We start from the raw sequence: 21,173 nt of genomic DNA, 5'->3' as shown, positions 1-21,173 counted from the left end.
TTGTTATTATGATTAAGTCTGATAGTGAAGGATAGACAGTGAATTCGATGATGATTAGGAGGAATACACATGCGCGTAAATATTACACTTGCTTGCACTGAAACTGGTGACCGCAATTATATTACTACGAAAAACAAGCGTAAAAACACAGAGCGTCTGGAGCTTATGAAATACAGCCCACGCCTAGGTAAACACACGCTTCACCGTGAAACGAAGTAAGCAGTAGGATTTTTTCCTACTGTTTTTTTTGTATCAAAAGAAGGGAGAGGACGTTGTGGACAAGACGGAGCTACGTTTCAGAGGAAAGCGTCTGCTTAAAGGGATTGGTGCCGGGGATAGGGAGAAGCTGGAGGCATCTATGCAGGAGAACCTGTTCCGCAGTTCTTTATGGAAGACAGCCGACGTCATAGGGGTGACGCTCTCCCAGGCTCACGAATGGTCGACTAAGGGGATCATTGAGGAAGGGTGGCGGGATGACAAAACGATTGTTATACCGAAGTGCTTCCCTGATACGAAACAGATGGCATTTTACCGCCTGGAAGATTACGACCAGCTGGAAAAAGTGTATTTCGGTCTTTTAGAGCCGAATCCCGAGCGAGCCGAAATGGTCGACAAAATGCAGATCGATCTTCTTCTCGTACCAGGGCTGTTGTATGACGCGGAAGGATACCGGATTGGGTACGGAGGGGGCTATTATGATCGTTTCCTGGAGGATTTCCGCGGGACTACGATGATGATGGCAGCGGAAATGCAGCAGCAGGAAAGGCTTCCCATCGAATCTTATGATCAGCCTGTCCATTATATTCTGACAGAGTCAGGCATCCGTTCCACAGTGGAAAAGTGAAGGAACTTAACTTTTCATGAATAAGACTACATCCGCCCGCGGAAAATAGGGATATCACAGAAAAGAGTCGAGGTGGTTTGGATGCGCCGTTTCTTCCGTTGGGCGGTTTTCGTGAGCACCATGATCAGTACGCTGTATCGCTACCGGTATATGGTTCTCGATGTGGTGGCGAAGGTCCCTGTATTAAGGAGAATACTGGTCCGTTTCTCGATGAACATTCCTTGGATCAGAGAAAGAATGCTGAGCCAAATGTTTCGAAGAGGTGGAGAGTAAAGCTGTCAGGTTCCCTGATGGCTTTTTTTGTGCACGCCATTAGCCCGCTTGAATGCCGTCATGGTATGATGAACGGGAAGAGGAGGGAATCGGTTGTGTTTATCGAACAGGAGTTTCACTTATGGAAAATGACCTATGATTTAGTGTTAAACAAAGGTTTCCAAGTTTTACATATGAATACTCAAGCAGGGGAAGTCTGGCTTGAGAAACAATACAAACGGAAAAATCATGTCGTCCGCATGAAACATAAACAAATCAATTGGAGAAGTGAATGGAAAAGAGATTTGGAAATCACCCTCACCCAGCTTAATCAAAATAAACAGCTGTTCCGCGGGGCGAAAGTCGTCTTTCATTCCATTTATATATCCGAGCATCCGCCGGTTGATGATTGGGAGGATGTGTCCGAAATCACGTCCTCATTTAAGACGACGACGGAGCTCTACTATCTCCATGATGAGAACAAGAGGGAAGGGACAGCAAAATTCTATGATCACTTAGGCTTGACGCCGATGGAAGAGACCGGAGATCGGGATGCAGATCAGAAAGAGGCTGCCATTCCTCAGCTGCAGCGTCAGATTGTAGCTCATCATGAAAGAAAGAAACAGGAAGTACAAGAGCTGTTCGGAAATGGAAAGCCGTTCGTCACTTATCTGCTTTTGGCTGTGAACGTCGCCCTGTTTCTTTTACTGGAGTGGGCGGGGGGAAGTACAAACGTGGAAACCCTCATTGAGTATGGAGCGAAATTTAATCCTGCAATCATGGAGGGGGAATGGTGGAGGCTCGTGACTTCCATGTTCCTTCATATTGGTCTTATCCACTTGATGATGAACATGCTTGCGCTCTATTATATAGGAACGGCAGTGGAGCGTATTTACGGATCGTGGCGTTATATCATTATCTATCTGCTTGCCGGAGTATTCGGAAGTGTTGCCAGCTTTATGCTTAACCCACAAGTCTCCGCAGGTGCTTCCGGGGCGATATTCGGATTGTTTGGTGCCCTGCTGTATTTCGGAGTTTGGAACAGACGGTTGTTCTTTCAGACGATGGGCTGGAATCTGCTGTTCATTATTGGACTGAACATCGCTTTCGGACTATTTGTTCCACAAATTGATAACGGAGCTCATATGGGTGGGTTAATCGGCGGTTTTATCGCAGCGGCGATCAGTCAGCTGCCGAAACAGAAGCGGCCAGGGCTGCGGACGGTGTCGGTGCTCGTATTTGCAGCAGCTCTTGGGGCGATGGTCCTTCTCGGATGGAATGGCACATTCAACGGCGGCCAGGTCTTTTCGGAAGTACAGAAAACGCAGGAACTAAATGAACAAGGGGAGTTTCAGGAGGTCATCGATCGTACGACAGATGCGTTGGAGGCCCCTGACTTGTATGAAGCGGAGCTTTTGTTTAACCGTTCTTATGCGTATTTTCAAGAAGGGGAGACCGCTCTTGCAGAGAAGGATCTGAATAAAGTCGTAGATCTAGCTCCGGAGATGGCCGAAGCTCATTATAATCTCGCTCTTCTGTATGAAGAGCAGGGAGATATAGAGAAAGCAGCCTCTCATGCGAGAGAGGCTGCCCATTTGGTTCCCGGCAATGAAGATTTCCATCGGTTTTATCAGGAACTCAATCAATAATATTGGAGCAGCTGATGTTTCTTACCTGTGTCGTCTTCATACAGAACCATTACATGCTTCCCCTTTTTATCGAAGAGAAGGAGAGGGATATAGCTTTGGATCGGGTGGCTGGATTTCGTATCATGGATACCCAGAATGTAGTTCTTATACAATCCTTCCCAAAGCTGTCCCTTAATCCTCTCTGACTGCCCTTTAGGAACTCCTGGAAGTTCTTTATCTTCAAAGTCTGCCAGGCGTGTGAGGGGAACAGCGGTATAGTCGCTTTCTTTCACTTGAAAGTGAGCGAGAAGCTCATCCCACTGGGCGCGGATCTGTTGATTAATGGTATGATCAAGCCGTTGTTTCCACTCTTCTTCCTCCGGTGTTTCCGGGGATGTAAAAGAGGTGCGCTTCGTATGCGGAGAATCGATGACGTAGAGCTCATCTCCGGATGTTGCCTGAATGCTCCTGATTGCTTCCTCCCCTTGATGAAGCTCACCGTGATGGAACGATACCGCTTGATATTTCTGACTGTCCTCTCCGTGGATGCTCGTTTTCTTCTTGATGATGGACGCGTTCTCCTCCCATTTGCTCACCACTCCTTTTAGTCTTCCATTTACATATAGAAGGGAAACATCCTGACGCAGATACATCGGTTTTTCGCTCTCGGAAGAAACTTCCCAAACCACTTCATATTCATCTTCGTCTTCCTGGCCGGAAAATTCCAGACTCGTCCCAAAAGATTTGAATGCCGTTGTCTCATCCAGCGGGAAATATTTAATGACTGCTTCTTCCGTGTAAGATTGTGTGAACACAGCGATGGTGGCGGCTAATACGAGCAAACCCAGCACCCAATAAATCCATACCTTCTTCACCACTACCAACTCCCTTGAAGGCTGAAAGCTATTCTATATAGGGAGGATATGATGTTTTTCTCCGGGACATGCCTGTGAATTCCTTGATCGTCCATGCATGATTCCTCTTGTTTGGAAAAAACTAACCGGTAGCAAGGAAGAAGGAGGAAATGCTGTGGAGGAACAACGGTTATTTCAGGACTACTCAAAAAATGTTTCCTATATGAAAGAGCGGCTCGGTGTGGATGAGAGCTTTGACATGATCCACCTTGATCTCGTCTACGCAGGCAGGGGCATGTCCCTGTTCATGGTCGACGGCTTTGTGAAAGATGATATACTCCACTATTTAATGAAGTTACTATCGGAGCTTGATAAAGATCAGCTTGAGCCTGATCCGCTGGAACGCCTGCTTCGAACACACCTTCCTTATATAGAACTGGATAAGCAAAAGGATTTAAATAAAGCAGCAGATACGGTATTGGCAGGACCAACGGCGCTTGTCGTGGAAGGTGTGGATGAAGTCATACTCATCGATGCCAGGACGTATCCGGTACGCGGCCCCCAGGAGCCCGATTTAGAGCGGGTGGTTCGAGGATCCAGGGACGGTTTTGTTGAGACGATCGTTTTTAATACGGCACTAACACGGAGAAGAGTGAGGGATCGCTCCCTTCGGATGGAGTACTTGCAGATTGGAAGACGTTCCCAAACGGATGTGTGTATCTGCTATATTAAAGACATCGCAGACACAGAACGCGTCGAGCACCTCCAGCGTGTGTTGAAAGAGATCGATACGGATGCTCTTCCAATGGCGGAGAAAACGATCGAAGAATATATCAGTGGGAGATATTGGAATCCTTACCCTGTCATTCGATATACGGAAAGACCGGATACAGCCGCCGCCCATCTATATGAAGGGCATATTCTGGTCATCATTGACGGATCACCAAGTGTAATGATTACGCCGGCTACTTTTTTTCATCACTTGCAGCACGCGGAGGAATACCGGCAGAAACCGCTTGTCGGCGCATATTTGCGCTGGGTTCGTTTCTTTGCATTCTTTGCGTCTATCTTTGTATTACCTTTATATTTCCTTTTCTCTAAACAGCCGGAATTACTGCCGGAATTATTGTCATTTATTGGTCCATCAGAGGCGGGAATCATTCCGCTGATCATCCAGTTCCTGATTGCCGAGATCGGTATTGACATGCTGCGTATGGCGGCCATCCATACACCATCATCGCTCGGGACAGCACTTGGTCTTGTAGCGGCGATCTTAATCGGACAGGTTGCCGTCGAAGTCGGCTTGTTCTCGAGTGAAGTCGTCCTCTATTTAGCACTCGCTGCCGTGGGTACGTTTGCAACACCGAGCTATGAAATCGGTCTCGCAGACAGACTCTCACGAATGGCGCTGTTGTTGTTTACCGGTGTGTTCGGAGTGAAAGGGTATGTCATAGGTGTGACGTTTTGGATATTGTATCTTGCGAACATGCAGACCTTTAAGACTCCTTATTTGTGGCCGTTTCTTCCTTTCGCCTGGAAGCCGTTGCGGGATGTCCTGCTCCGTTCACCGATCCCTCTCAAAAACAGACGGCCTGCGTTCCTGCATCCCCAAGACCCCGACCGTTAATGGTATCGGGGTTTTATTATTTTCAGAATGCGATGGACTTGGTATAATGGATAAAGGTGATGCTTCGTGAAAACGATTTATGATATTCAGCAATACTTAAAAAAGTTTGGAACATTTATTTATATCGGAGATCGTATTGCCGATCTCGAGTTGATGGAAGAGGAAATCAGGGAGTTGTATAAGGCCCAATGCATGTCCTCCCATGATTACCAAATGGCCATTTTACTGCTGCGTAGTGAAATGGCAGAAGAGAGAGAACGATTGAGGGGAGAGGGAACATCATGACACAAACCTATTACATAGGTGCGGATATCGGAGGCACGACCGTAAAACTGGCTGTTATTAAAGAGGACGGCGACATTCTTACGAAATGGGAGATACCTACGAACACCACAGACATGGGGGCATCTATACCTGCTGATATTGCAGAAGCAATCGCTTCCAAATTGCAGGAAAGCGGAATTGACAGGGAACAGGTAGCCGGTATAGGTGCAGGAGCTCCCGGTTTTGTTGATACAGAAACCGGCTTCATACATGAAGCGGTCAATATCGGCTGGAAAGATTTCGATTTCGGTATGCACTTGAAGGAATTGACTGGTTTACCTGTCTGGGTCGATAATGATGCCAACCTGGCCGCTCTCGGGGAAAATTGGCTCGGAGCCGGGCAGGGATGCAAAGAATTGATTGCAGTAACGATCGGAACCGGCGTCGGTGGCGGCATTATTGCGAACGGCAATATCTTAAACGGCGCAAATGGAACAGCGGCTGAACTCGGCCATGTGACCGTCCTGCCTTCAGGCGGGGCGCCATGTAACTGTGGAAAGACCGGCTGTTTGGAAACGGAAACATCTGCTACTGGAATTGTTCGTAAAGCAACGATTGCTGCCAATAAGGACAAGACTTCTATATTGAACGATCTTATCAATAAAGGGGAACTATCTGCGAAAGCAGTCTTTGAAGCAGCAGCAAATAAAGATGCTTCAGCTGCCCAAGTCGTGCATGAAGTGACAGAGACCCTGGGGATGGCCATCGCCAACCTGGCCATTGCCATTAATCCGGAGAAAATCGTCATTGGCGGGGGCGTTTCCAAAGCCGGCGACATTCTGCTCAAGCCGCTGGAGGAAGCGTATAGAAAATATGCACTGAAGCGGACGGCGCAAGCTTCGTCCTTCGGTATCGCCCAATTAGGGAATGATGCAGGAGTAATCGGTGGTGCCTATTTAGTCAAAAAAAATCGATAAAGAAAAAGGAGCTGAGTGATCAGCTCCTTTTTCTTTTTATAAAACAAATTTTTCCTTTCAAAATTAGAGGGATAAGGCTTCCATTTTTAGTTTTCCTTTATTATGATAGGAGATGGATTATGTTCGGTTACAAATGATGGAAAAATATTTTTTTGAAACTTTTAGCGTATGATACTCGTCATATAAGACGAAGCTGTTTAATAATCTTATGGAGTGGAATAAGCTAAAGGATCATGCGGGGCACGATAACAACGTGCAGAACCGCTATTGCTATAGAGGAGGAGCCATCATGCAGGTAAGAAATAATCGCATTCCGCTTTTTGTGATTGCGACATTACTGTTCGGGCTGAAAACCTACCTGGTTTATCGGTTCTTTTTTGATTTATCAATAGAAAATCCGATGCAGGAATTCATCTTGTTCTTTAACCCGATTGCAAGCGCCTATCTCGTTTTCGCTGTCAGTGTTTGGTTTAAGCCTAATAGCCAGCGGAAATATTTGAGATGGACCACGTTACTCGGTACTTTAGTATTGTTTTTTAATCTGATTTTTTATAGAAATTTCACGGACTTCATTACCCTCCCGGTATTATTCCAAGGAAATAACGCAGCCGATTTGTCAGGAAGCATCCTGACACTGATCCACTGGGAAGATATCTTTCTGTTCCTTGATGTGGCGGTTGTCTGGTATTTGAGTACGAAAAAGTTCGATTTGACCGTCAGACTTCCAAAGAACGGCAAGATTGCAGCAACAGCGATTACGTTCCTGCTGCTCGCCGGCAACGTGGTTCTTGCTGAAATTGAAAGGCCCATGCTGTTCGTGAGGACGTTTGACAGAGAATACCTGGTGAAGAACATCGGGATTTATAACTATCATCTTTATGACGCGACGATGCAGACGAAGACCAAGGCCCAGCGCGTATTCGCCGATGGAAGTGAAATCAGTGAGATTGAATCCTACATTGAGGAGACTTCGCCGGATACGGTGGATAAGAAAGATGAGCTTTTTGGTATCGCTGAAAATAAAAATGTCATTTTCGTCAGTGTGGAATCTTTCCAGAATTTCCTGCTTGATTCGGAAGTGAACGGGAAAGAGATTACGCCTTTCCTTGATGAATTGAAAGAACAGGATGATACCATATTCTTTAATAATTTCTATCATCAAACCGCACAGGGAAAAACATCGGATTCTGAATTCATCGTTGAAAACTCCCTTTATCCTTTGGGAAGAGGAGCGGTCTACTTCACCAATGCCGATAATGAATACCACGCTTTACCGGAAATACTGAACAATAACGGGTATGAAACGTCTGTTTTTCATGCAAACAACGCCAGCTTCTGGAACAGGGATGTCATGTACGACAACATCGGATATGACGAATTTTACGATGAGAATTCCTACCAGATCACACCGGACAATTCGTTCGGATGGGGGCTGGAAGACAAAGCTTTCTTTGAGCAGTCAATCAAGTATTTACAAGCGCAGGAGAAGCCGTTTTACAGTAAGTTCATTACACTTACGCACCATTTTCCTTTCGAACTGCCGGAAGAAAAAGCACATATCGACCCATACGATTCCAATTCAAACACCCTTAATGCCTATGTGCAGACGGCTCGTTATACGGATGAGGCCCTGGAGCAATTCTTTCAACAGCTAAAGGATTCAGGGATATATGAAGACTCCATTATTGTTCTTATGGGGGATCATTATGGTATCAGTGATTTCCATAACAAAGCCATGGGACAGTTCCTGGGAGAGGAAGTGACTCCTTATGTCCAGACTCAACTCCAGCGTGTCCCTTTCATGGTCCATATTCCCGGGTATGAACAAGGTGGGATCAATGAGAAAGTGGTCGGCCAAATCGATGTCAAGCCGACATTGCTTCACCTTCTCGGTATCGATGCTTCGGAGGATATGACCTTTGGAGACAACATGTTCGGGGAAAGGAAAAAAGATTTTGTCGCAATGAGAGATGGAAGCTTCGTGACGAATGATTACGTCTATGCAAGTGAAACATGCTATGACAGGGAAACGGGAGAACCTCTTCCGGAAAATCAGAAGGACGCATGTGATCAAACAAAAGAGGCAGTGAATAAAGAATTAAGTTATTCTGATAATATTATCTATGGAGATTTGTTCCGTTTTTACGATTTTCAGAAGACCGGAAAATGATATGACAAACCCTTATTCCCTATGGGAGTAGGGGTTTTTTATGTGAAATTCTGCGCGGGGTGGTTTGTCTACATATTTTTGTGCATATGGGGGTATGGTTACATATATACATAGTGATTTAAGAAATGGGGGAAGCCTTATGTTCCAATTGAAGCATGTGTATCAAGATCCTTTGGAAGACATCAACTTCACGATGGAGAAGAATGAAAAAGTCATTCTCTTCGGACCTTCAGGTGCAGGGAAAAGCACTCTGCTGTTCCTGCTGAACCGCTTGAGCGATCCGCAAAAAGGAGAAATTTATTTCAAAGGAGAACCGATTGAGAATTATTCGATAACTAAACTTCGTAAAGAAGTAGGACTTGTTCTTCAATCTCCGAACCTTTTTCCAGGAACGGTTCTTGACAATATTAAATATGGACCAAGTCTGTCTGGAGAATGGAATGATAAAGAGGGGAAAAAGCTGATGGAGTATGTGCAGCTGCCATCCAGCTATCTCAATCGGGACGTGGAACAGCTGTCCGGCGGTGAAATGCAGCGCGTGTCTCTTGCTAGAACCCTCGCGAATTCTCCGGACGTTCTGCTTCTGGATGAGCCGACCAGTGCTCTGGATTACCGGACGGCGGAAGAGATCGAAGAGGTGCTGGAGGAATTGATTCATGAACATTCTTTAACGATGCTGATGGTTACACACAATCTCTCTCAGGCACGCCGCCTGGGAGACCGTGGTCTTTTTATTGCAGATGGACATCTGCAGGAAGACGGCCCCTTCCCGGATATGCTGGACCATCCGAAAACAGAAAAACTTTCTCAATTTCTTGAAGATTAAGGATGTGAGTACTTTTGACGCCTGAGATATCTAACCAATCTTTGCTATTCCTGATTATTTTTGTGATCGTTCCACTTGCCTTATCTTATTATTATCAACTGGGTGTCAGTAAAAGTGTCATTTGGTCGACGCTTCGCGGGACGGTTCAACTGTTTGCCATCGGCTATATCCTGACTTATTTATTCGATCTCCCTGCCGCATACGGCATTCCCTTCATGTTGACCGTTATGATTATCATCGCTACATTTCATGCCAGACAGAGGGGAAAGGAGCTCCCTTATGTAGGTTTCATCCTATTTTTCGGGCTTTTGGTTATTGAGGTTGGAGTATTAACACTTTGGCTGGTGTTTGATATGATCAATTTTGAACCCTCGGAGGTCGTACCAATGAGCGGGATGGTTATTGGAAACAGCATGACAGCAATGGGACTCGCGCTCGAACGAATGAAGGAGGAATACAAAGAAAACAACGGACGGATCCTTGCAGCGTTGTCCCTCGGGGCTGAACCAAAGCAGGCTTCCCATATGATCGTCCAAAAAACGCTGCACGCCTCTCTCATTCCAAACGTGGATCGTTTAAAAACGATAGGTCTTGTTCAACTGCCGGGGATGATGACCGGACTAATCCTTGGGGGAGTCTCACCGGTAATGGCTATAAAGTATCAGCTCGTCATATCGCTAAGTATCTTTTCATCTGTCTCCCTTAGTGCGATGTTCATTACACTTGCCATGTACCGTTACTTCTTCAATCAGAATAAACAGCTGCTTGAAACAGAAGAGGAGATACGTAACAACCGATCCTGATTAAGCACAAATAAGCGGCCTTCCATTGGGAAGGCCGCCTATTTGTCGTTCATGCCACAAAAAGGTTGTGCCAAATCGTCATGACGGAGAACCATCCAAAAACCAACGCGGATGCACCTGCAAAGACGACAGCGAAAAAGTTCTTTGTTTTCAGCTCTCTTAAGACTGCGAAGATACATAAGATAGTTGCGAGTAAAAGAAGTATAGCTGTTACCATGATCAGCACCTCCAAAGCTCTTTTCTTTATTATCATCCACTAGGCATGGATGTTATACTATATGTATCGAGTATATTCTATCTTTCATTTTATAGGAAAATTTTGAAAAAGTCGAGTTGCATTCTGTGTATTTTGAAAATTATCAGTGAGGTGTATGTTTTGATTAAAATTTCCAGATTACCACTGGGTCCGGTGGCTACCAACGCTTATATCATTCATGAAAACAAAAAAGCAGTTGTTTTTGATCCTGGTGGAGATTTCAATAAGTTGGATGATTACTTGAAAGAGCGGGAACTCGAGGTAGAGGCTATCCTTCTCACTCACGCTCATTTCGACCATATAGGTGCCGTTGATCAACTGAGAGAAGCCTATCATGCCCCTGTTTATGTACATAAGGAAGAGGCGGACTGGCTGCAGAATCCTGATAAGAACGGATCGAAGCTGTTCGGATTGGGAGAGATAACAGCAGCACCTGCCGATCAGTTTATCGAAGTGGGTCCAATGGAGATTGCGGGCATGCCTTTTGAGGTCCGACATACTCCCGGTCATTCTCCGGGGAGCGTCTCCTATGTTTTTCGGAACCAGCGACTGACAATTGCCGGGGACACCTTATTCCAGGGCGGAATCGGCAGGACAGATCTTCCGGGAGGCGATCGTTCCTTGTTGAATCGCAGTATACAAGATCAATTGCTCACTCTTCGAAATGATATGAGAATCTTCCCGGGACACGGGATGCCGACGACCGTTGGAGAAGAATTAGGCACCAATCCGTTCCTTAAATGAATCGCACTATGAAAAAAACCTGTTATCCTCAACTGGATAACAGGTTTTTTTCAGTGCCCTCCGAATGTTGGTACGAGAATGAATGAAGTATAATACGTGAAACCGATCATAAAGACTGTCAAGTATGAGAAGAATATGTAGACATACATACGTTCAGACAGCTTCAGATAACCAATAGTAAGGAAAAATGCCGTTTGAGCAAGTGACAATAGTGCTGCTTCCATCATATCGCCGGCAAAGAACATGACAGTGAAGATCCCTGTCCAGAAAGCCAGCACCCGGAACATACGGTCCATGCTTTTCCCCCTCCTTCTCGCGCGTTAGAGTATCAACTGTAATTATATCCGAACCAGTAAAAATTGTAAATAAAACGCATACATAAATACCTTCTTTCAGTTTGTGCATTTTTCGTCGGCATATTCACTCAAAATTAAAATTATTTTCGAATTTTATGTCGAAATAGGTTTCAAATATTGTACAAAGGTTATACAGGTACTATACAATAGAGGCGTACCAAAAAAAGCGAGGAGCGAAAAAAATGGAAGAGTTAAAATTCTACACATACCCAAGTTGTACATCTTGTAGACGGACTAAGTCATGGTTGAAGAGCCAAGGGGTGGATTTTAACGAACAGCACCTATTTCGTGAGACTCCTACAAAGGATGAATTGAAGAGAATACTAGCACTGACGACCCATGGAATTGATGAAATACTGGCTAAACGCAGCAAGGAATATAAAATGTTGAACATGGATGTAGAGGATATGACATTAAACGAATTTCTCGAACTTGTTACAGAAAAGCCTAAACTGCTTAGAAGACCGATCCTAACCAACGGAGAAAAATTGGTTATCGGCTATGACCTCGATGGTTTGAGAGGAATTACCAATAATCGTTTGGAATATACGGCTATCATTTCATAAACCATATACAAAAAGAGCGCCTTTCTAAATAGAAAAGCGCTCTTTTTGTTTGTAAAAGTATCCCTAATCCATAAGGAGGGACCATCATTCAAATGTGCATGTACATGTTCTGCAGCAAAGAAATAAAGAGGGAACACCGGCCCCGTTCCTCATTTGGAGGGGTCTTGATAGGTGACTACTGATTTTACAGATTCGTCTGATAGGGAAATGGTCCAGTTGCAAATCCACCCGCCTATCTGATCTTTTGTGCAGACCGATTTGATTTCCCCCTCGGGAAGCTGTCGAACGAATGTATAGGTTGATTCACGGTCTGGAGTAGAAACAAGTGCATCGTTTAAAATGCTCTGTGTCGACTGCACAAGGTATTGGGAGGTGAGGGCGCGTTTGGTCATCTCTGTATTGCTAAGCTGGTTCTTATACATGGCTGTTGTCGTCAGTAAGGCGGAGCAAAGCACCAGGCATATTAACAATGCCCATGGAAAGATGACTCCTTCCTCTCGTTTTTCTTTAAGGCAGATGTATGAGTCGTTGAAACCTACTGTCCTCATGGATCTGTACCTCCAAAGTAAGGGTGGATGGACCATTATCGTGTATAGTGAAAGATTCAACTGGAGTGAGTAATGTTTCGTGACCTGTTCCATTTACGGTTCTACGTACGATGGTGCCGTATTGCTCAATTTGAATGATCCGGTCATCCCAAGAAACAATTTGAAGGGTGTTGCCGTTTAAAGAGAAGCTTTTAGAGGCATTGATCTCTTCCTGTATGAAGTGAAACAGGTGGAGCGAAGCCTGTTCTTCATAGTAAGAAGGGTTGCGGATAGAAGTGAGTATAGGAGTCGATAAGAAAAGGATGATGGTAATGATAGTGAGGCTGAACAGTGCCTCCATAAAAGTAAACCCATTAGACTCATGAAGACGGGGCATGTAAGCAAAACTCCTTAGTCTCTTTATCTTTCCTTTGCCAGGTAATACAGCCGGTCAGGGTGGAATCGCTTTTCCATAATTGGATTTCATAAGCGGTCGGCTGTGTTCCGGTATAATGAAAGGAAAGAGGTTTTTCATCTGTATGCAGCTGAAGTTCATCATATAGTCGGACTGCCATTTCTCTTTCCATGGCAAGCTCTTTTTGATCAGAGCGGAGTTGAGTCAGAGCAGGCAGGACGGTAAGACAGATGACCATGACCGTGCTGAAAGCGGCGATTGTTTCAAGGAGCGTAAAACCTTCATTCTTCATCTATTCTCACCCTGCTCGTTCCGAATGGAAAGGTGACTTTGTATGACGTGTCTCGAGAGGTGAACTTCATGGTTCCCGGGGATTGAATGATTCCTCTTTGATTAAACTTTACTTGGGGCTTGAGTGTCAGCATATTGATTCTCCAATCAGCTGGTAATGTGCGCTGAAATACCATTCGTTTTTCCTTGCTGTCATATAAAGCGTACTGATTGTTCGTTTCATAGAAGTAAAGGGTGAAGTAGGGGTGTTTATATTGAGTCAGCTGCTGGGATAACAGGACGTCTTCCTGGAATTGCTGCAGAAAAAGCTTTTCTTGAACGTGGTGGAGGGTGTGATGGTGCAGAGGTGCGATACAGAGGAGGAGGATGGACCATGATAACAGGACGAGGACTGTTTCTGTAAACGTGTAACCGCTCTGTGAATTAGGAAGGGGCATGATCAACTTTGCCGTCTGTAATCGTTAAGGTATCTCCATTCGGACACTTTGTTTCTTTCAAATATCCCTCGGTTTTTAATACGTCTATCGTCGTTGGATAGGCATCATTATCAAGAAAATAGGCTTCTGCCTGGGCTTCCGCCGTCGCTGTGAGTGCCTCGCATCCTTTGTCGCGGATATTCTGACTATTCTTGGTCATGTTTGGAATCGTGATGATAAGCAGTACGGAAATGACCAGCAGCACGATAAGCATCTCGATTAGTGTGAATCCTTTTTCATTTTTCATGTTTGAACGACTCCTTTTCGTTATAGTTGATTCATCCATCCATATAGAGGAAGCATGATGGATGCATAAATACTTATGATCACCACAGCTACCAGAACGAAAAATATCGGCTGTATTCTCTGGATCCAAGTCGTAATCTTACTCTGAATATGTTCAATGAAAAATTCAGCCAGTATTTCCAGTTCGCTTTGCAGTGCTTCCACATCGTTGGTGTGGTGGAAGATATCAGTCAGCTCTGTTCGGAATAACGGGCAGCTGTGTAATGCCTGTCCAAAAGACTTTCCCTCGCCCAGCTGAAGGAGGATCTCTTTACTGTAAGTGCACAAAACCTCATCCCCGTGATGGTCCCGCATCGTTTCCATCGATTGCTTTAAGGTCAATCCCGCACGCAGTAAGGAGTGAAGGTGGGTAGTGAAGGAATAGGAGGCAGAATAGGAGTAATAAACGCGCAGTACTGGAAAACGCTGATAGAAATCCAACTTGTTTTGTACGGACATCCTCGGTAATATAAACAGGAGAGATACAAGAGAACCGCCCAGGAGCAGGAAAATGATTACCATTCCGGTCATGAAATAATCGACCCCCATCAGCAGCCACAAAGTGCTGGTGGATTCTCCTTCAAAGAGTTGGATGAAATTAGGCAAGACGGTCCTTTTCATGATTGTAAAAGCACCAATGAGGAAAACTAAGAGCAGAAGAGGGTATCGGAGGACGCGGGTGATTCTTTCTTTGTATTCTTTCTTCATTTCCATAAGCTGTTTGGTCTGACGGAAGATGTGAGGCAGGTCGAAGTGGATGTTGCTGAAATATAGAAAGTTGGTTACGGTTTTTGAGAAGCAGGCGTGTTTATAGGCCTGATCAATCGTATCTCCTCTTCCAAGTGCTGTAATCAGTGACTCTGCGACAGGCTTTAACCGTGCGTCCCAACCGGTCATTCTTAAAGCCTCAAGCAGAGGATATCCCTTACTGAGGATATGACTGAGTCTATGAAGGAACAGGATTTGCAAATGATCCGGCAGCCTTCGATCAGAGGAGCGGACCTGCTTCCTTTTTCTCAATAAAGCCGAGAGCATAGGCTTTCCTCCTCAGTTTCTGGAATGAATGAAAAAGATGTGGGGAAGGTGCGGTCCCGAGCATCGCCCGGCGTAGGAGCTCTCCTTCAAGCATTTCGAGAATAGCCGCTCGTTTCGGCAGCTGTTTGTTTGCCGTAATTGGAACGAGCTGCTGAGCGGCGATAGCAATGAGGGACTGCTCCAATTCCGCCTGCTGGATGTCCATCTCCTTCAAACGGTGAATGGTTCCATAGGCATTCATTGCGTGAATCGTACTGATGACGAGGTGCCCGCTGAGCGCTGCTCGAAAAGCGAATTTTGCTGTTGCCTGGTCCCTGATTTCTCCGACCATCAATAGATCAGGATCATGACGAAGTGCCGCTTTGAGACCGGTGTCATAGGTAACACCGGCCCGTTCATTTACCTGGACCTGAATGATGTTGTTCAGATTCTTCTCGATGGGATCTTCAAGCGTGATGGCCTGGAAGGAGCTCTGTGTCATGAGGGATTGAATCAAGGCGTACAGGGTGGTTGTTTTTCCACTCCCTGTCGGTCCGGTAAACAGGATCATTCCGCTTCGGTGACGAAGCCAGGATTCCAGACGGTTCCGCTGATGAGGGAAGAGGAAGAGTTGTTCGAGTGGCATATGGTTCATCGGATTCAGTATGCGAATGGCGAGACTCTCCGTTCCGGTAATGGGAAGAGTGGAGAGACGGAGATCGAAAATCGAGTGGTTGTTTCTGTAAGGGATGGTGCCGTTCTGGGGGCGCTTCTGTTCACCAATGTCCATACCGGAAGTGAACTTGTAATAGGAAAGGATTTTCTGATACATAGGCAGTGGAAGTTTCGAGTGGAAAATTCGTTCCCCATGGATGCGGAAATGGACGTTCGCGTTCTCGGAGTAAGGTGTGAAATGGATATCGGAGGCAGACTGCTGAATCGCGGAGAGGACGAGGTCGTTTGCGCGGGTGGCGACGGAGTTCAAATGAATAATCACCTCATTTCTAAATTTATACATAGAATTATATTCGACAATGATCGAGTAAATCCTGCTTCAGGAAAAAATAAAAAGGGGGCCCGTCAATGATTTTTATCGTAGGTTTCATGGGAAGCGGAAAAACGACCGTAGCAGAACAGCTTGGAGAAGCAACCGGGTACAAAGCGGTGGAGATGGACAGAGAAATCGAACGTCTGGAAGGGATGACGATTCCTGAGATGTTCGAGCGATACGGAGAAGCGTATTTCCGTTCTGCGGAAACGCGTTTTCTAAAAGGGCTTCACGGGGACGGCATTGTTTCCACCGGGGGAGGCGTCATTCTCCAGGAGGAAAATCGAAGAATTCTTGCAGAAGGAACCGTCGTTTATTTAAGGGCGGAGTGGGAGACGATCACAGCACGTCTCGCCGGCGATAAAAATCGTCCTTTGTGGTCCGGTGCATCTTCTGACAAGCAGAAGCGGTTTCAAGAACGCCTTCCTTATTATAAGGAAGTGGCGGATATCACCATTGATGTAGATAAGAAATCACCACAGGTAATAGCGGAGGAAATACAATTGCGTCTAAAATAATGGTGATAGGTACATACTAGAACCAAACGGTTAAAAAAGAGGGATTCAAATGGACAAGAATGATTATGTGAAATTTTTGACAGAAGAAATGGTCAAGTACATGCATTTGTCTAAAGAAGAAAAAAGGTTGAGGAAGGAAGAGAAACCTTCCAAGAAATCATCCTCGTATTGGTTCGGCATTCTTCCCTTTGCTTGGAAGTTGTTTAAAAGAAAAAGAAGGATTACAAATCCTTGAAACCGAAAAAGCCGCTGAGAAATCAGCGGCTTTTTTCAGCTTGTTGAAGAAGTGATATGCAGGAAGGGAAGGCGAATCAAGTAAAATGAGCGCTTCCACTGGCCCGTATGCCTTTTCTCTATGTCTTATCCGTTTGTGGATTCCCGCTCGCCAAACGCAGACGCGGCAGATGAGAGGTTCTTCTCTTCCGCCGACTGTTTTGTTATCGTTTGGTCAGCCACTCGGCACTCGTATTCTGCGATAGGTAAAAAAGACCGCCGTTTATAACGTCCCACTCAATTCTCGGTTTGTAGCGGATGTCGAGCTGTTCTCTTTCCCTTGTGAAAGAATCGAGGTCAATGTCTTCCGACTGATAAAATGTTTCTAACAACTCTCTCTCTTTATTCCATTCTAAAATGGATTCTTCCGCCCATTTATTCGTTCTCGTTTGAATATGCTGTTCCAGATGCTTTTGTATGCGTACATAGGCGTTCTTCAAGGAAATCACAGGTGTCATCGGGAACGTATAGTCGGATACGGTTGATTCAAACCGCAGCGGCATGATCCGCTCCATCATTCCGACCATAAGCGTCCCGTGAATGAGGTTTATACCAATGGATAAAGGTTCGTCCTTAGCTTGTTTTCCTCTGTATTGGAGCTGCAGGTTTAAGATGAGCCATGGACTCATCGCCCTGTTTGTGCCAGGGGTATCGATGACTTCGTACAAACGAGCCGTCTTCCCTTTCTTAATGGCTGTATGATAGAGCGAGTGCAGCTTCGGAGTGCCGGCATGAAGATAAATTCCTTCTTTTTCTGTATGGTTGGTATCGGTGAAGGTCAACTGCATCGGGTTTCCATCCCGGTTCATTTTCTTCATATAATGCCAATAGAACGGGCGGTTCATAATCTCTTCATCCATTTCACTGGTCAGCTGGACCGTAAAATGTCCTTTAGCTTTGTCTATAATGGAACAACCGTATGTTTCAAAGAAAGATTGGACGAAACTTTCGTGCGGGTTTGTTTCATTCAACTGGATTCTCTCCTCTCATTTACGCTGTATTCTACGTAGCTGACCAGATTGTTCAGTTTTATATTCACTTCGCCCTGACTCTCCGACTGCTTAAGGATCGACTGTATCTGCTGATCGAATGACCCTCCAGGTATTTGCTCCAGAATGTGATCCAGGTCTCCGACCGCATTCTTAAAGACTTCAATTTTCTCATAAAGCATATTCATGATATGGTCTTCAATCGTATTTTTGATGGCAAAGTTATAAATCTTGACGTCGTTTTCTTGACCGAACCGGTGAATCCTGCCGATTCTTTGTTCGAGGCGCATCGGGTTCCAAGGCAGGTCGTAGTTGATCATGTGGTGACAGAACTGCAGATTAATACCTTCTCCGCCCGCTTCGGTTGCTACCATGACTTGAGCCTTATCTCTGAACAACTGCTTCATCCAGTCCCGCTTCCCTTTATTGAACTTTCCGCTGAATGGGACCGAGGTAATTCCGTGCTGCTGCAGGTACCACTGGAGATAGAACTGGGTTGCCCGATACTCTGTGAAAATAATGAACTTTTCTTTTGTCTGTTCAATTTTTTCGATCATTCGCTTCGCTTTCACATGGTGGGGAAGACTACCGACCGCCTCCATGATGTCATCATACAAGGCGCTTTTCTCTTCCGGTGCTTTCTTCTTTAATTCTTGAAGCGACAGGAAACAGGCTTCTCTGGAAGAACATAATTCTTTCGCAAGGGTCAGCCACGTAAACGAAGGGTGTGAAGCTTTCAATGTCTCGAGGCTTTGGTAGACTTTTGCCTCTTCCTCGGAGAATTCCAGGCGTTCATTCGTCACTTTCCGCTTGGAAGCATCCAGTCCTGTATCCTTCCGCCGGTTCCGAATCATTAATTTTCCAACAAGAGAATGAATGTGTTCTGTACGTTCGTCTTGATCGGCATTCTTCTGGTATTTCTTTTTGAAATCTGTCAGGTTTCCCAAATATCCTGGTTTCAATATGGAGACGAGATTGAACAGGTCGCTCAGTTTGTTCTGTATCGGTGTTGCCGTGAGTAACAGGCAGTAAGTCTTTTTCAGCGACTGGACAAATTGATAGTTCTTCGTCTGGTGATTCTTCAGTTTATGTGCCTCATCAATGATCACCAGGTCGTAATCAATACTAAGTATTTCCTCTTTATGCTGTTCTCTTTTCGCCATATCAATCGATGTGACCGTTATTTCCCATTCTTTCCACGATGCATGTTTTTTTCTGGGAGAAGCGGCCTGAATATAGAATTTCTCGTTCAATTCCTGTATCCATTGGTTCACGAGAGATGCAGGCGTGAGAATCAATACTTTCTTCGCCCGCCCTCTGATCATAAGCTCTTTCAAAATCAGCCCTGCTTCCAGTGTCTTACCGAGCCCCACTTCATCAGCCAGAATCGCCCTGCCATGCATATGGTGGATGACCTTGGAGGCAGCTTCTATCTGATGTTCCATGAAGTCGATATGGGGAAGGTGTTCAAGGGAAAGCAGACCATCAAAGTGTGGGACCGTTTGGAACTGTGCCGCTTTATAGGCAAGTTTGAATCCCTCCCAGGAACTCAGTCTTTCCGAAGAGTCCAAATGACCGGATAATGTGTGTAAAAACGCTTCATCTGGATGAATTTGAATCATATGGAATCGCTCCTTTTTCTAATAGTTTGCCTTTCGTAAAGATTGTGAATAATTTGTTGAATTCCCATGTCTTTTGTAAAGAATGCGTGATATAATGTAGCTGAATTTGAAGTGAAAACCGCATCCATAAGCTATAAAATAGTATGCCCGCTGCAATCTAATAAAATACGAAAGCGGATGACTGTAATGGGAGAGACTACTACCGTGGCGCCGAAGGAGCAAACAATCTTTGTGAATCTCTCAGGCAAAAAGACCTTTACAGGACGCAACTCTGGAGAGCGTCTGCGAAGAAGCAGACCGCCCAAGAAGCAAGCGGACGGATATAGGAATCCGTACGTGAAACTTTCTGGCTTACATGGACAGAGACTCCCTTGATTACAGGAGGAGTCTCTTTTTTTATGGATGATCACATTGCATAAGGAGTGGTTTGGATGACAGAGTTGAAGCGTACCCCTTTGTTCCCTGAATACAAAGAACTCGGAGCAAAAACGATTGATTTCGGAGGTTGGGATTTACCTGTCCAATTTACGAGTATCAAGGAGGAGCATGAGGCTACACGAACGGCTGCCGGGTTGTTCGATGTATCCCATATGGGAGAAGTGATGGTGGAAGGACCGGGCAGTCTTCCTTTTCTACAGAAAATGTTGACGAATGATGTTTCTAAATTGGAACCGGGGAAGGCCCAGTATACGATCATGTGCTATGAGAACGGTGGGACGGTCGATGATTTGATCGTCTATCATCTGGACGAAGCGAAATACTTGCTCGTCGTCAATGCAGCGAACAGAGAAAAGGACTATCAGTGGTTGAAAGATCACCAGACAGGCGATGTGACAATCCAGGATGTATCGGATGAATACGTTCAACTTGCTGTCCAGGGTCCCAAAGCAGAAGAGATCATGCAGACATTGACGGACAGCGACGTTTCTTCCATTAAGTTCTTTCGTTTTCTATCCGATGTCCGCTTGAAAGGTGTATCAAAAGAAGCTATTGTCTCACGGACCGGATACACCGGCGAGGATGGGTTTGAAATATACCTTCCTGCAGAAGCTGGAAGGGAGCTATGGCAGGCGCTTCTTACTGCCGGTGAGCCGCACGGATTACAGCCGATCGGGCTGGGGGCGAGGGATACGCTTCGATTTGAAGCGAATCTGGCGTTATACGGCCAGGAGTTAAGTGCGGATATTACTCCGATGGAAGCAGGTCTTGGCTTTGCGGTAAAAGTGAACAAGGATGCGGACTTCATAGGAAAGAACGTGTTGAAAGAACAGAAGGGAAACGGCCCTCAAAGGAAGCTTGTAGGAATTGAAATGATCGATAAAGGCATACCGCGTACGCATTATGAAGTGTTCGTCGGAGAAGAGAATATCGGTTTTGTAACGACAGGTACCCAGTCTCCGACTTTAGGAAAAAACATTGGACTTGCCTTATTGAAGAAAGAGTTTACAGAACCTGGCACGGAAGTCATTGTCCAAGTGCGGAAACGCCGTTTAAAGGCGAAAGTCGTCACTACACCATTTTATAAACGATAATTAAATGAAGGGGGAA

Annotated in this window: 27 protein-coding genes and 1 riboswitch; of the genes, 15 read left to right on the top strand and 12 right to left on the bottom strand. The window is 45.3% G+C overall.

Annotated elements, in window-relative coordinates:
- The first annotated feature begins 69 nt into the window (after nt 1–69).
- From rpmG to AXG56_RS07065, 4 genes are all read left to right on the top strand, one after another.
- Complete coding sequence (rpmG, locus tag AXG56_RS07080) at nt 70–219, top strand: 50S ribosomal protein L33 (RefSeq protein WP_008636983.1); 150 nt, start codon at nt 70–72, stop codon at nt 217–219.
- Between the two features lie 55 nt (nt 220–274).
- Nucleotides 275–844, top strand: coding sequence for a 5-formyltetrahydrofolate cyclo-ligase (locus AXG56_RS07075; RefSeq protein ID WP_062513780.1), 570 nt, complete (start codon nt 275–277; stop codon nt 842–844).
- A gap of 81 nt (nt 845–925) precedes the next feature.
- Nucleotides 926–1,117: a hypothetical protein gene (locus AXG56_RS07070; protein WP_008636994.1), complete on the top strand. Its 192-nt coding sequence runs from the start codon at nt 926–928 to the stop codon at nt 1,115–1,117.
- Nucleotides 1,118–1,212: 95 nt separating this feature from the next.
- Entirely contained in the window at nt 1,213–2,745 is a 1,533-nt protein-coding gene (locus AXG56_RS07065) for a rhomboid family intramembrane serine protease (protein ID WP_062513778.1), read from the top strand.
- On the opposite strand, the gene AXG56_RS07060 is transcribed toward AXG56_RS07065, so the two are convergent.
- Nucleotides 2,739–3,599 (bottom strand): hypothetical protein, encoded by an 861-nt coding sequence (locus AXG56_RS07060; RefSeq protein WP_062513776.1) that lies wholly within the window; start codon nt 3,597–3,599, stop codon nt 2,739–2,741. The genes AXG56_RS07065 and AXG56_RS07060 overlap by 7 nt on opposite strands.
- 202 nt (nt 3,600–3,801) lie before the next feature.
- Here AXG56_RS07060 and AXG56_RS07055 point away from each other — a divergent pair, with 202 nt between their 5' ends.
- The 6 genes from AXG56_RS07055 (at nt 3,802) to fetB (ending at nt 10,245) form a co-directional block, all read left to right on the top strand.
- Nucleotides 3,802–5,205, top strand: a complete 1,404-nt coding sequence (locus tag AXG56_RS07055; RefSeq protein ID WP_051348876.1) for a spore germination protein — start codon at nt 3,802–3,804, stop codon at nt 5,203–5,205.
- Between the two features lie 66 nt (nt 5,206–5,271).
- A complete protein-coding gene (locus AXG56_RS07050; RefSeq protein ID WP_026577210.1) occupies nt 5,272–5,490 on the top strand; it encodes a YqgQ family protein in 219 nt (72 codons plus the stop codon).
- Nucleotides 5,487–6,446, top strand: coding sequence for an ROK family glucokinase (locus tag AXG56_RS07045; RefSeq protein ID WP_008637000.1), 960 nt, complete (start codon nt 5,487–5,489; stop codon nt 6,444–6,446). The genes AXG56_RS07050 and AXG56_RS07045 overlap by 4 nt, the downstream gene beginning before the upstream one ends.
- A 289-nt stretch (nt 6,447–6,735) precedes the next feature.
- Nucleotides 6,736–8,616 carry an LTA synthase family protein gene (locus AXG56_RS07040; protein ID WP_026577211.1) on the top strand — a complete coding sequence of 627 codons (1,881 nt, stop codon included), beginning with the start codon at nt 6,736–6,738 and terminating at the stop codon, nt 8,614–8,616.
- A gap of 139 nt (nt 8,617–8,755) precedes the next feature.
- Complete coding sequence (locus tag AXG56_RS07035; RefSeq protein ID WP_026577212.1) at nt 8,756–9,442, top strand: ATP-binding cassette domain-containing protein; 687 nt, start codon at nt 8,756–8,758, stop codon at nt 9,440–9,442.
- A gap of 14 nt (nt 9,443–9,456) precedes the next feature.
- Complete coding sequence (fetB, locus tag AXG56_RS07030; protein ID WP_008637003.1) at nt 9,457–10,245, top strand: iron export ABC transporter permease subunit FetB; 789 nt, start codon at nt 9,457–9,459, stop codon at nt 10,243–10,245.
- Between the two features lie 49 nt (nt 10,246–10,294).
- Here fetB and AXG56_RS19010 read toward each other — a convergent pair whose 3' ends face one another.
- Nucleotides 10,295–10,462 (bottom strand): DUF2759 family protein, encoded by a 168-nt coding sequence (locus AXG56_RS19010; RefSeq protein WP_008637004.1) that lies wholly within the window; start codon nt 10,460–10,462, stop codon nt 10,295–10,297.
- A 159-nt stretch (nt 10,463–10,621) separates the two neighbouring features.
- Here AXG56_RS19010 and AXG56_RS07025 point away from each other — a divergent pair, with 159 nt between their 5' ends.
- Entirely contained in the window at nt 10,622–11,245 is a 624-nt protein-coding gene (locus AXG56_RS07025) for an MBL fold metallo-hydrolase (protein WP_062513774.1), read from the top strand.
- Nucleotides 11,246–11,295: 50 nt separating this feature from the next.
- Here the strand turns inward: AXG56_RS07025 and AXG56_RS07020 are convergent, their stop codons facing one another.
- Nucleotides 11,296–11,541, bottom strand: a complete 246-nt coding sequence (locus AXG56_RS07020; protein WP_008637009.1) for a DUF2626 domain-containing protein — start codon at nt 11,539–11,541, stop codon at nt 11,296–11,298.
- A 242-nt stretch (nt 11,542–11,783) separates the two neighbouring features.
- On the opposite strand from AXG56_RS07020, the gene AXG56_RS07015 reads away from it, so the two are divergent.
- The gene (locus AXG56_RS07015) at nt 11,784–12,167 is read left to right on the top strand and encodes a Spx/MgsR family RNA polymerase-binding regulatory protein (protein ID WP_008637011.1); all 384 of its coding nucleotides are present in this window, start codon (nt 11,784–11,786) and stop codon (nt 12,165–12,167) included.
- A 149-nt stretch (nt 12,168–12,316) separates the two neighbouring features.
- Here AXG56_RS07015 and AXG56_RS07010 read toward each other — a convergent pair whose 3' ends face one another.
- From AXG56_RS07010 to comGA, 7 genes are read right to left on the bottom strand one after another with little or no spacing between them, the layout of a single operon-like run.
- Complete coding sequence (locus AXG56_RS07010; RefSeq protein ID WP_062513772.1) at nt 12,317–12,715, bottom strand: hypothetical protein; 399 nt, start codon at nt 12,713–12,715, stop codon at nt 12,317–12,319.
- Nucleotides 12,675–13,091 carry a ComGF family competence protein gene (locus AXG56_RS07005; RefSeq protein ID WP_062513770.1) on the bottom strand — a complete coding sequence of 139 codons (417 nt, stop codon included), beginning with the start codon at nt 13,089–13,091 and terminating at the stop codon, nt 12,675–12,677. Before AXG56_RS07005 ends, AXG56_RS07010 begins: the two co-directional genes overlap by 41 nt.
- The gene (locus AXG56_RS07000) at nt 13,075–13,401 is read right to left on the bottom strand and encodes a type II secretion system protein (RefSeq protein WP_008637016.1); all 327 of its coding nucleotides are present in this window, start codon (nt 13,399–13,401) and stop codon (nt 13,075–13,077) included. Before AXG56_RS07000 ends, AXG56_RS07005 begins: the two co-directional genes overlap by 17 nt.
- Complete coding sequence (gene comGD, locus AXG56_RS06995; protein ID WP_008637017.1) at nt 13,391–13,837, bottom strand: competence type IV pilus minor pilin ComGD; 447 nt, start codon at nt 13,835–13,837, stop codon at nt 13,391–13,393. The genes AXG56_RS07000 and comGD overlap by 11 nt, the downstream gene beginning before the upstream one ends.
- Nucleotides 13,824–14,123, bottom strand: coding sequence for a competence type IV pilus major pilin ComGC (comGC, locus tag AXG56_RS06990; protein WP_026577216.1), 300 nt, complete (start codon nt 14,121–14,123; stop codon nt 13,824–13,826). Before comGC ends, comGD begins: the two co-directional genes overlap by 14 nt.
- A gap of 20 nt (nt 14,124–14,143) precedes the next feature.
- Nucleotides 14,144–15,196 carry a type II secretion system F family protein gene (locus AXG56_RS06985; RefSeq protein ID WP_062513767.1) on the bottom strand — a complete coding sequence of 351 codons (1,053 nt, stop codon included), beginning with the start codon at nt 15,194–15,196 and terminating at the stop codon, nt 14,144–14,146.
- Nucleotides 15,150–16,160 carry a competence type IV pilus ATPase ComGA gene (comGA, locus tag AXG56_RS06980; RefSeq protein ID WP_062513765.1) on the bottom strand — a complete coding sequence of 337 codons (1,011 nt, stop codon included), beginning with the start codon at nt 16,158–16,160 and terminating at the stop codon, nt 15,150–15,152. The genes AXG56_RS06985 and comGA overlap by 47 nt, the downstream gene beginning before the upstream one ends.
- Before the next feature lie 98 nt (nt 16,161–16,258).
- On the opposite strand from comGA, the gene AXG56_RS06975 reads away from it, so the two are divergent.
- Together AXG56_RS06975 and AXG56_RS06970 are read left to right on the top strand one after the other, a co-directional pair.
- A complete protein-coding gene (locus AXG56_RS06975) occupies nt 16,259–16,741 on the top strand; it encodes a shikimate kinase (RefSeq protein WP_008637026.1) in 483 nt (160 codons plus the stop codon).
- Between the two features lie 49 nt (nt 16,742–16,790).
- Nucleotides 16,791–16,976: a YqzE family protein gene (locus tag AXG56_RS06970; protein ID WP_008637028.1), complete on the top strand. Its 186-nt coding sequence runs from the start codon at nt 16,791–16,793 to the stop codon at nt 16,974–16,976.
- A gap of 202 nt (nt 16,977–17,178) precedes the next feature.
- Here AXG56_RS06970 and AXG56_RS06965 read toward each other — a convergent pair whose 3' ends face one another.
- Nucleotides 17,179–17,985 (bottom strand): YqhG family protein, encoded by an 807-nt coding sequence (locus tag AXG56_RS06965; RefSeq protein ID WP_062513763.1) that lies wholly within the window; start codon nt 17,983–17,985, stop codon nt 17,179–17,181.
- Entirely contained in the window at nt 17,982–19,625 is a 1,644-nt protein-coding gene (locus AXG56_RS06960) for a DEAD/DEAH box helicase (RefSeq protein WP_062513760.1), read from the bottom strand. The genes AXG56_RS06965 and AXG56_RS06960 overlap by 4 nt, the downstream gene beginning before the upstream one ends.
- A 177-nt stretch (nt 19,626–19,802) precedes the next feature.
- Nucleotides 19,803–19,891: riboswitch (glycine riboswitch) on the top strand.
- A gap of 165 nt (nt 19,892–20,056) precedes the next feature.
- Here AXG56_RS06960 and gcvT point away from each other — a divergent pair.
- Complete coding sequence (gene gcvT / locus AXG56_RS06955) at nt 20,057–21,157, top strand: glycine cleavage system aminomethyltransferase GcvT (RefSeq protein WP_062513758.1); 1,101 nt, start codon at nt 20,057–20,059, stop codon at nt 21,155–21,157.
- The last annotated feature ends 16 nt before the right edge of the window (nt 21,158–21,173 follow it).

The organism is Halobacillus sp. KGW1 (assembly GCF_001592845.1).
Taxonomy (GTDB): Bacteria; Bacillota; Bacilli; order Bacillales; family Halobacillaceae; genus Halobacillus.
Note: the sequence above shows the minus strand (reverse complement) of the source record. Positions and strands in the feature narration are given on the sequence as shown.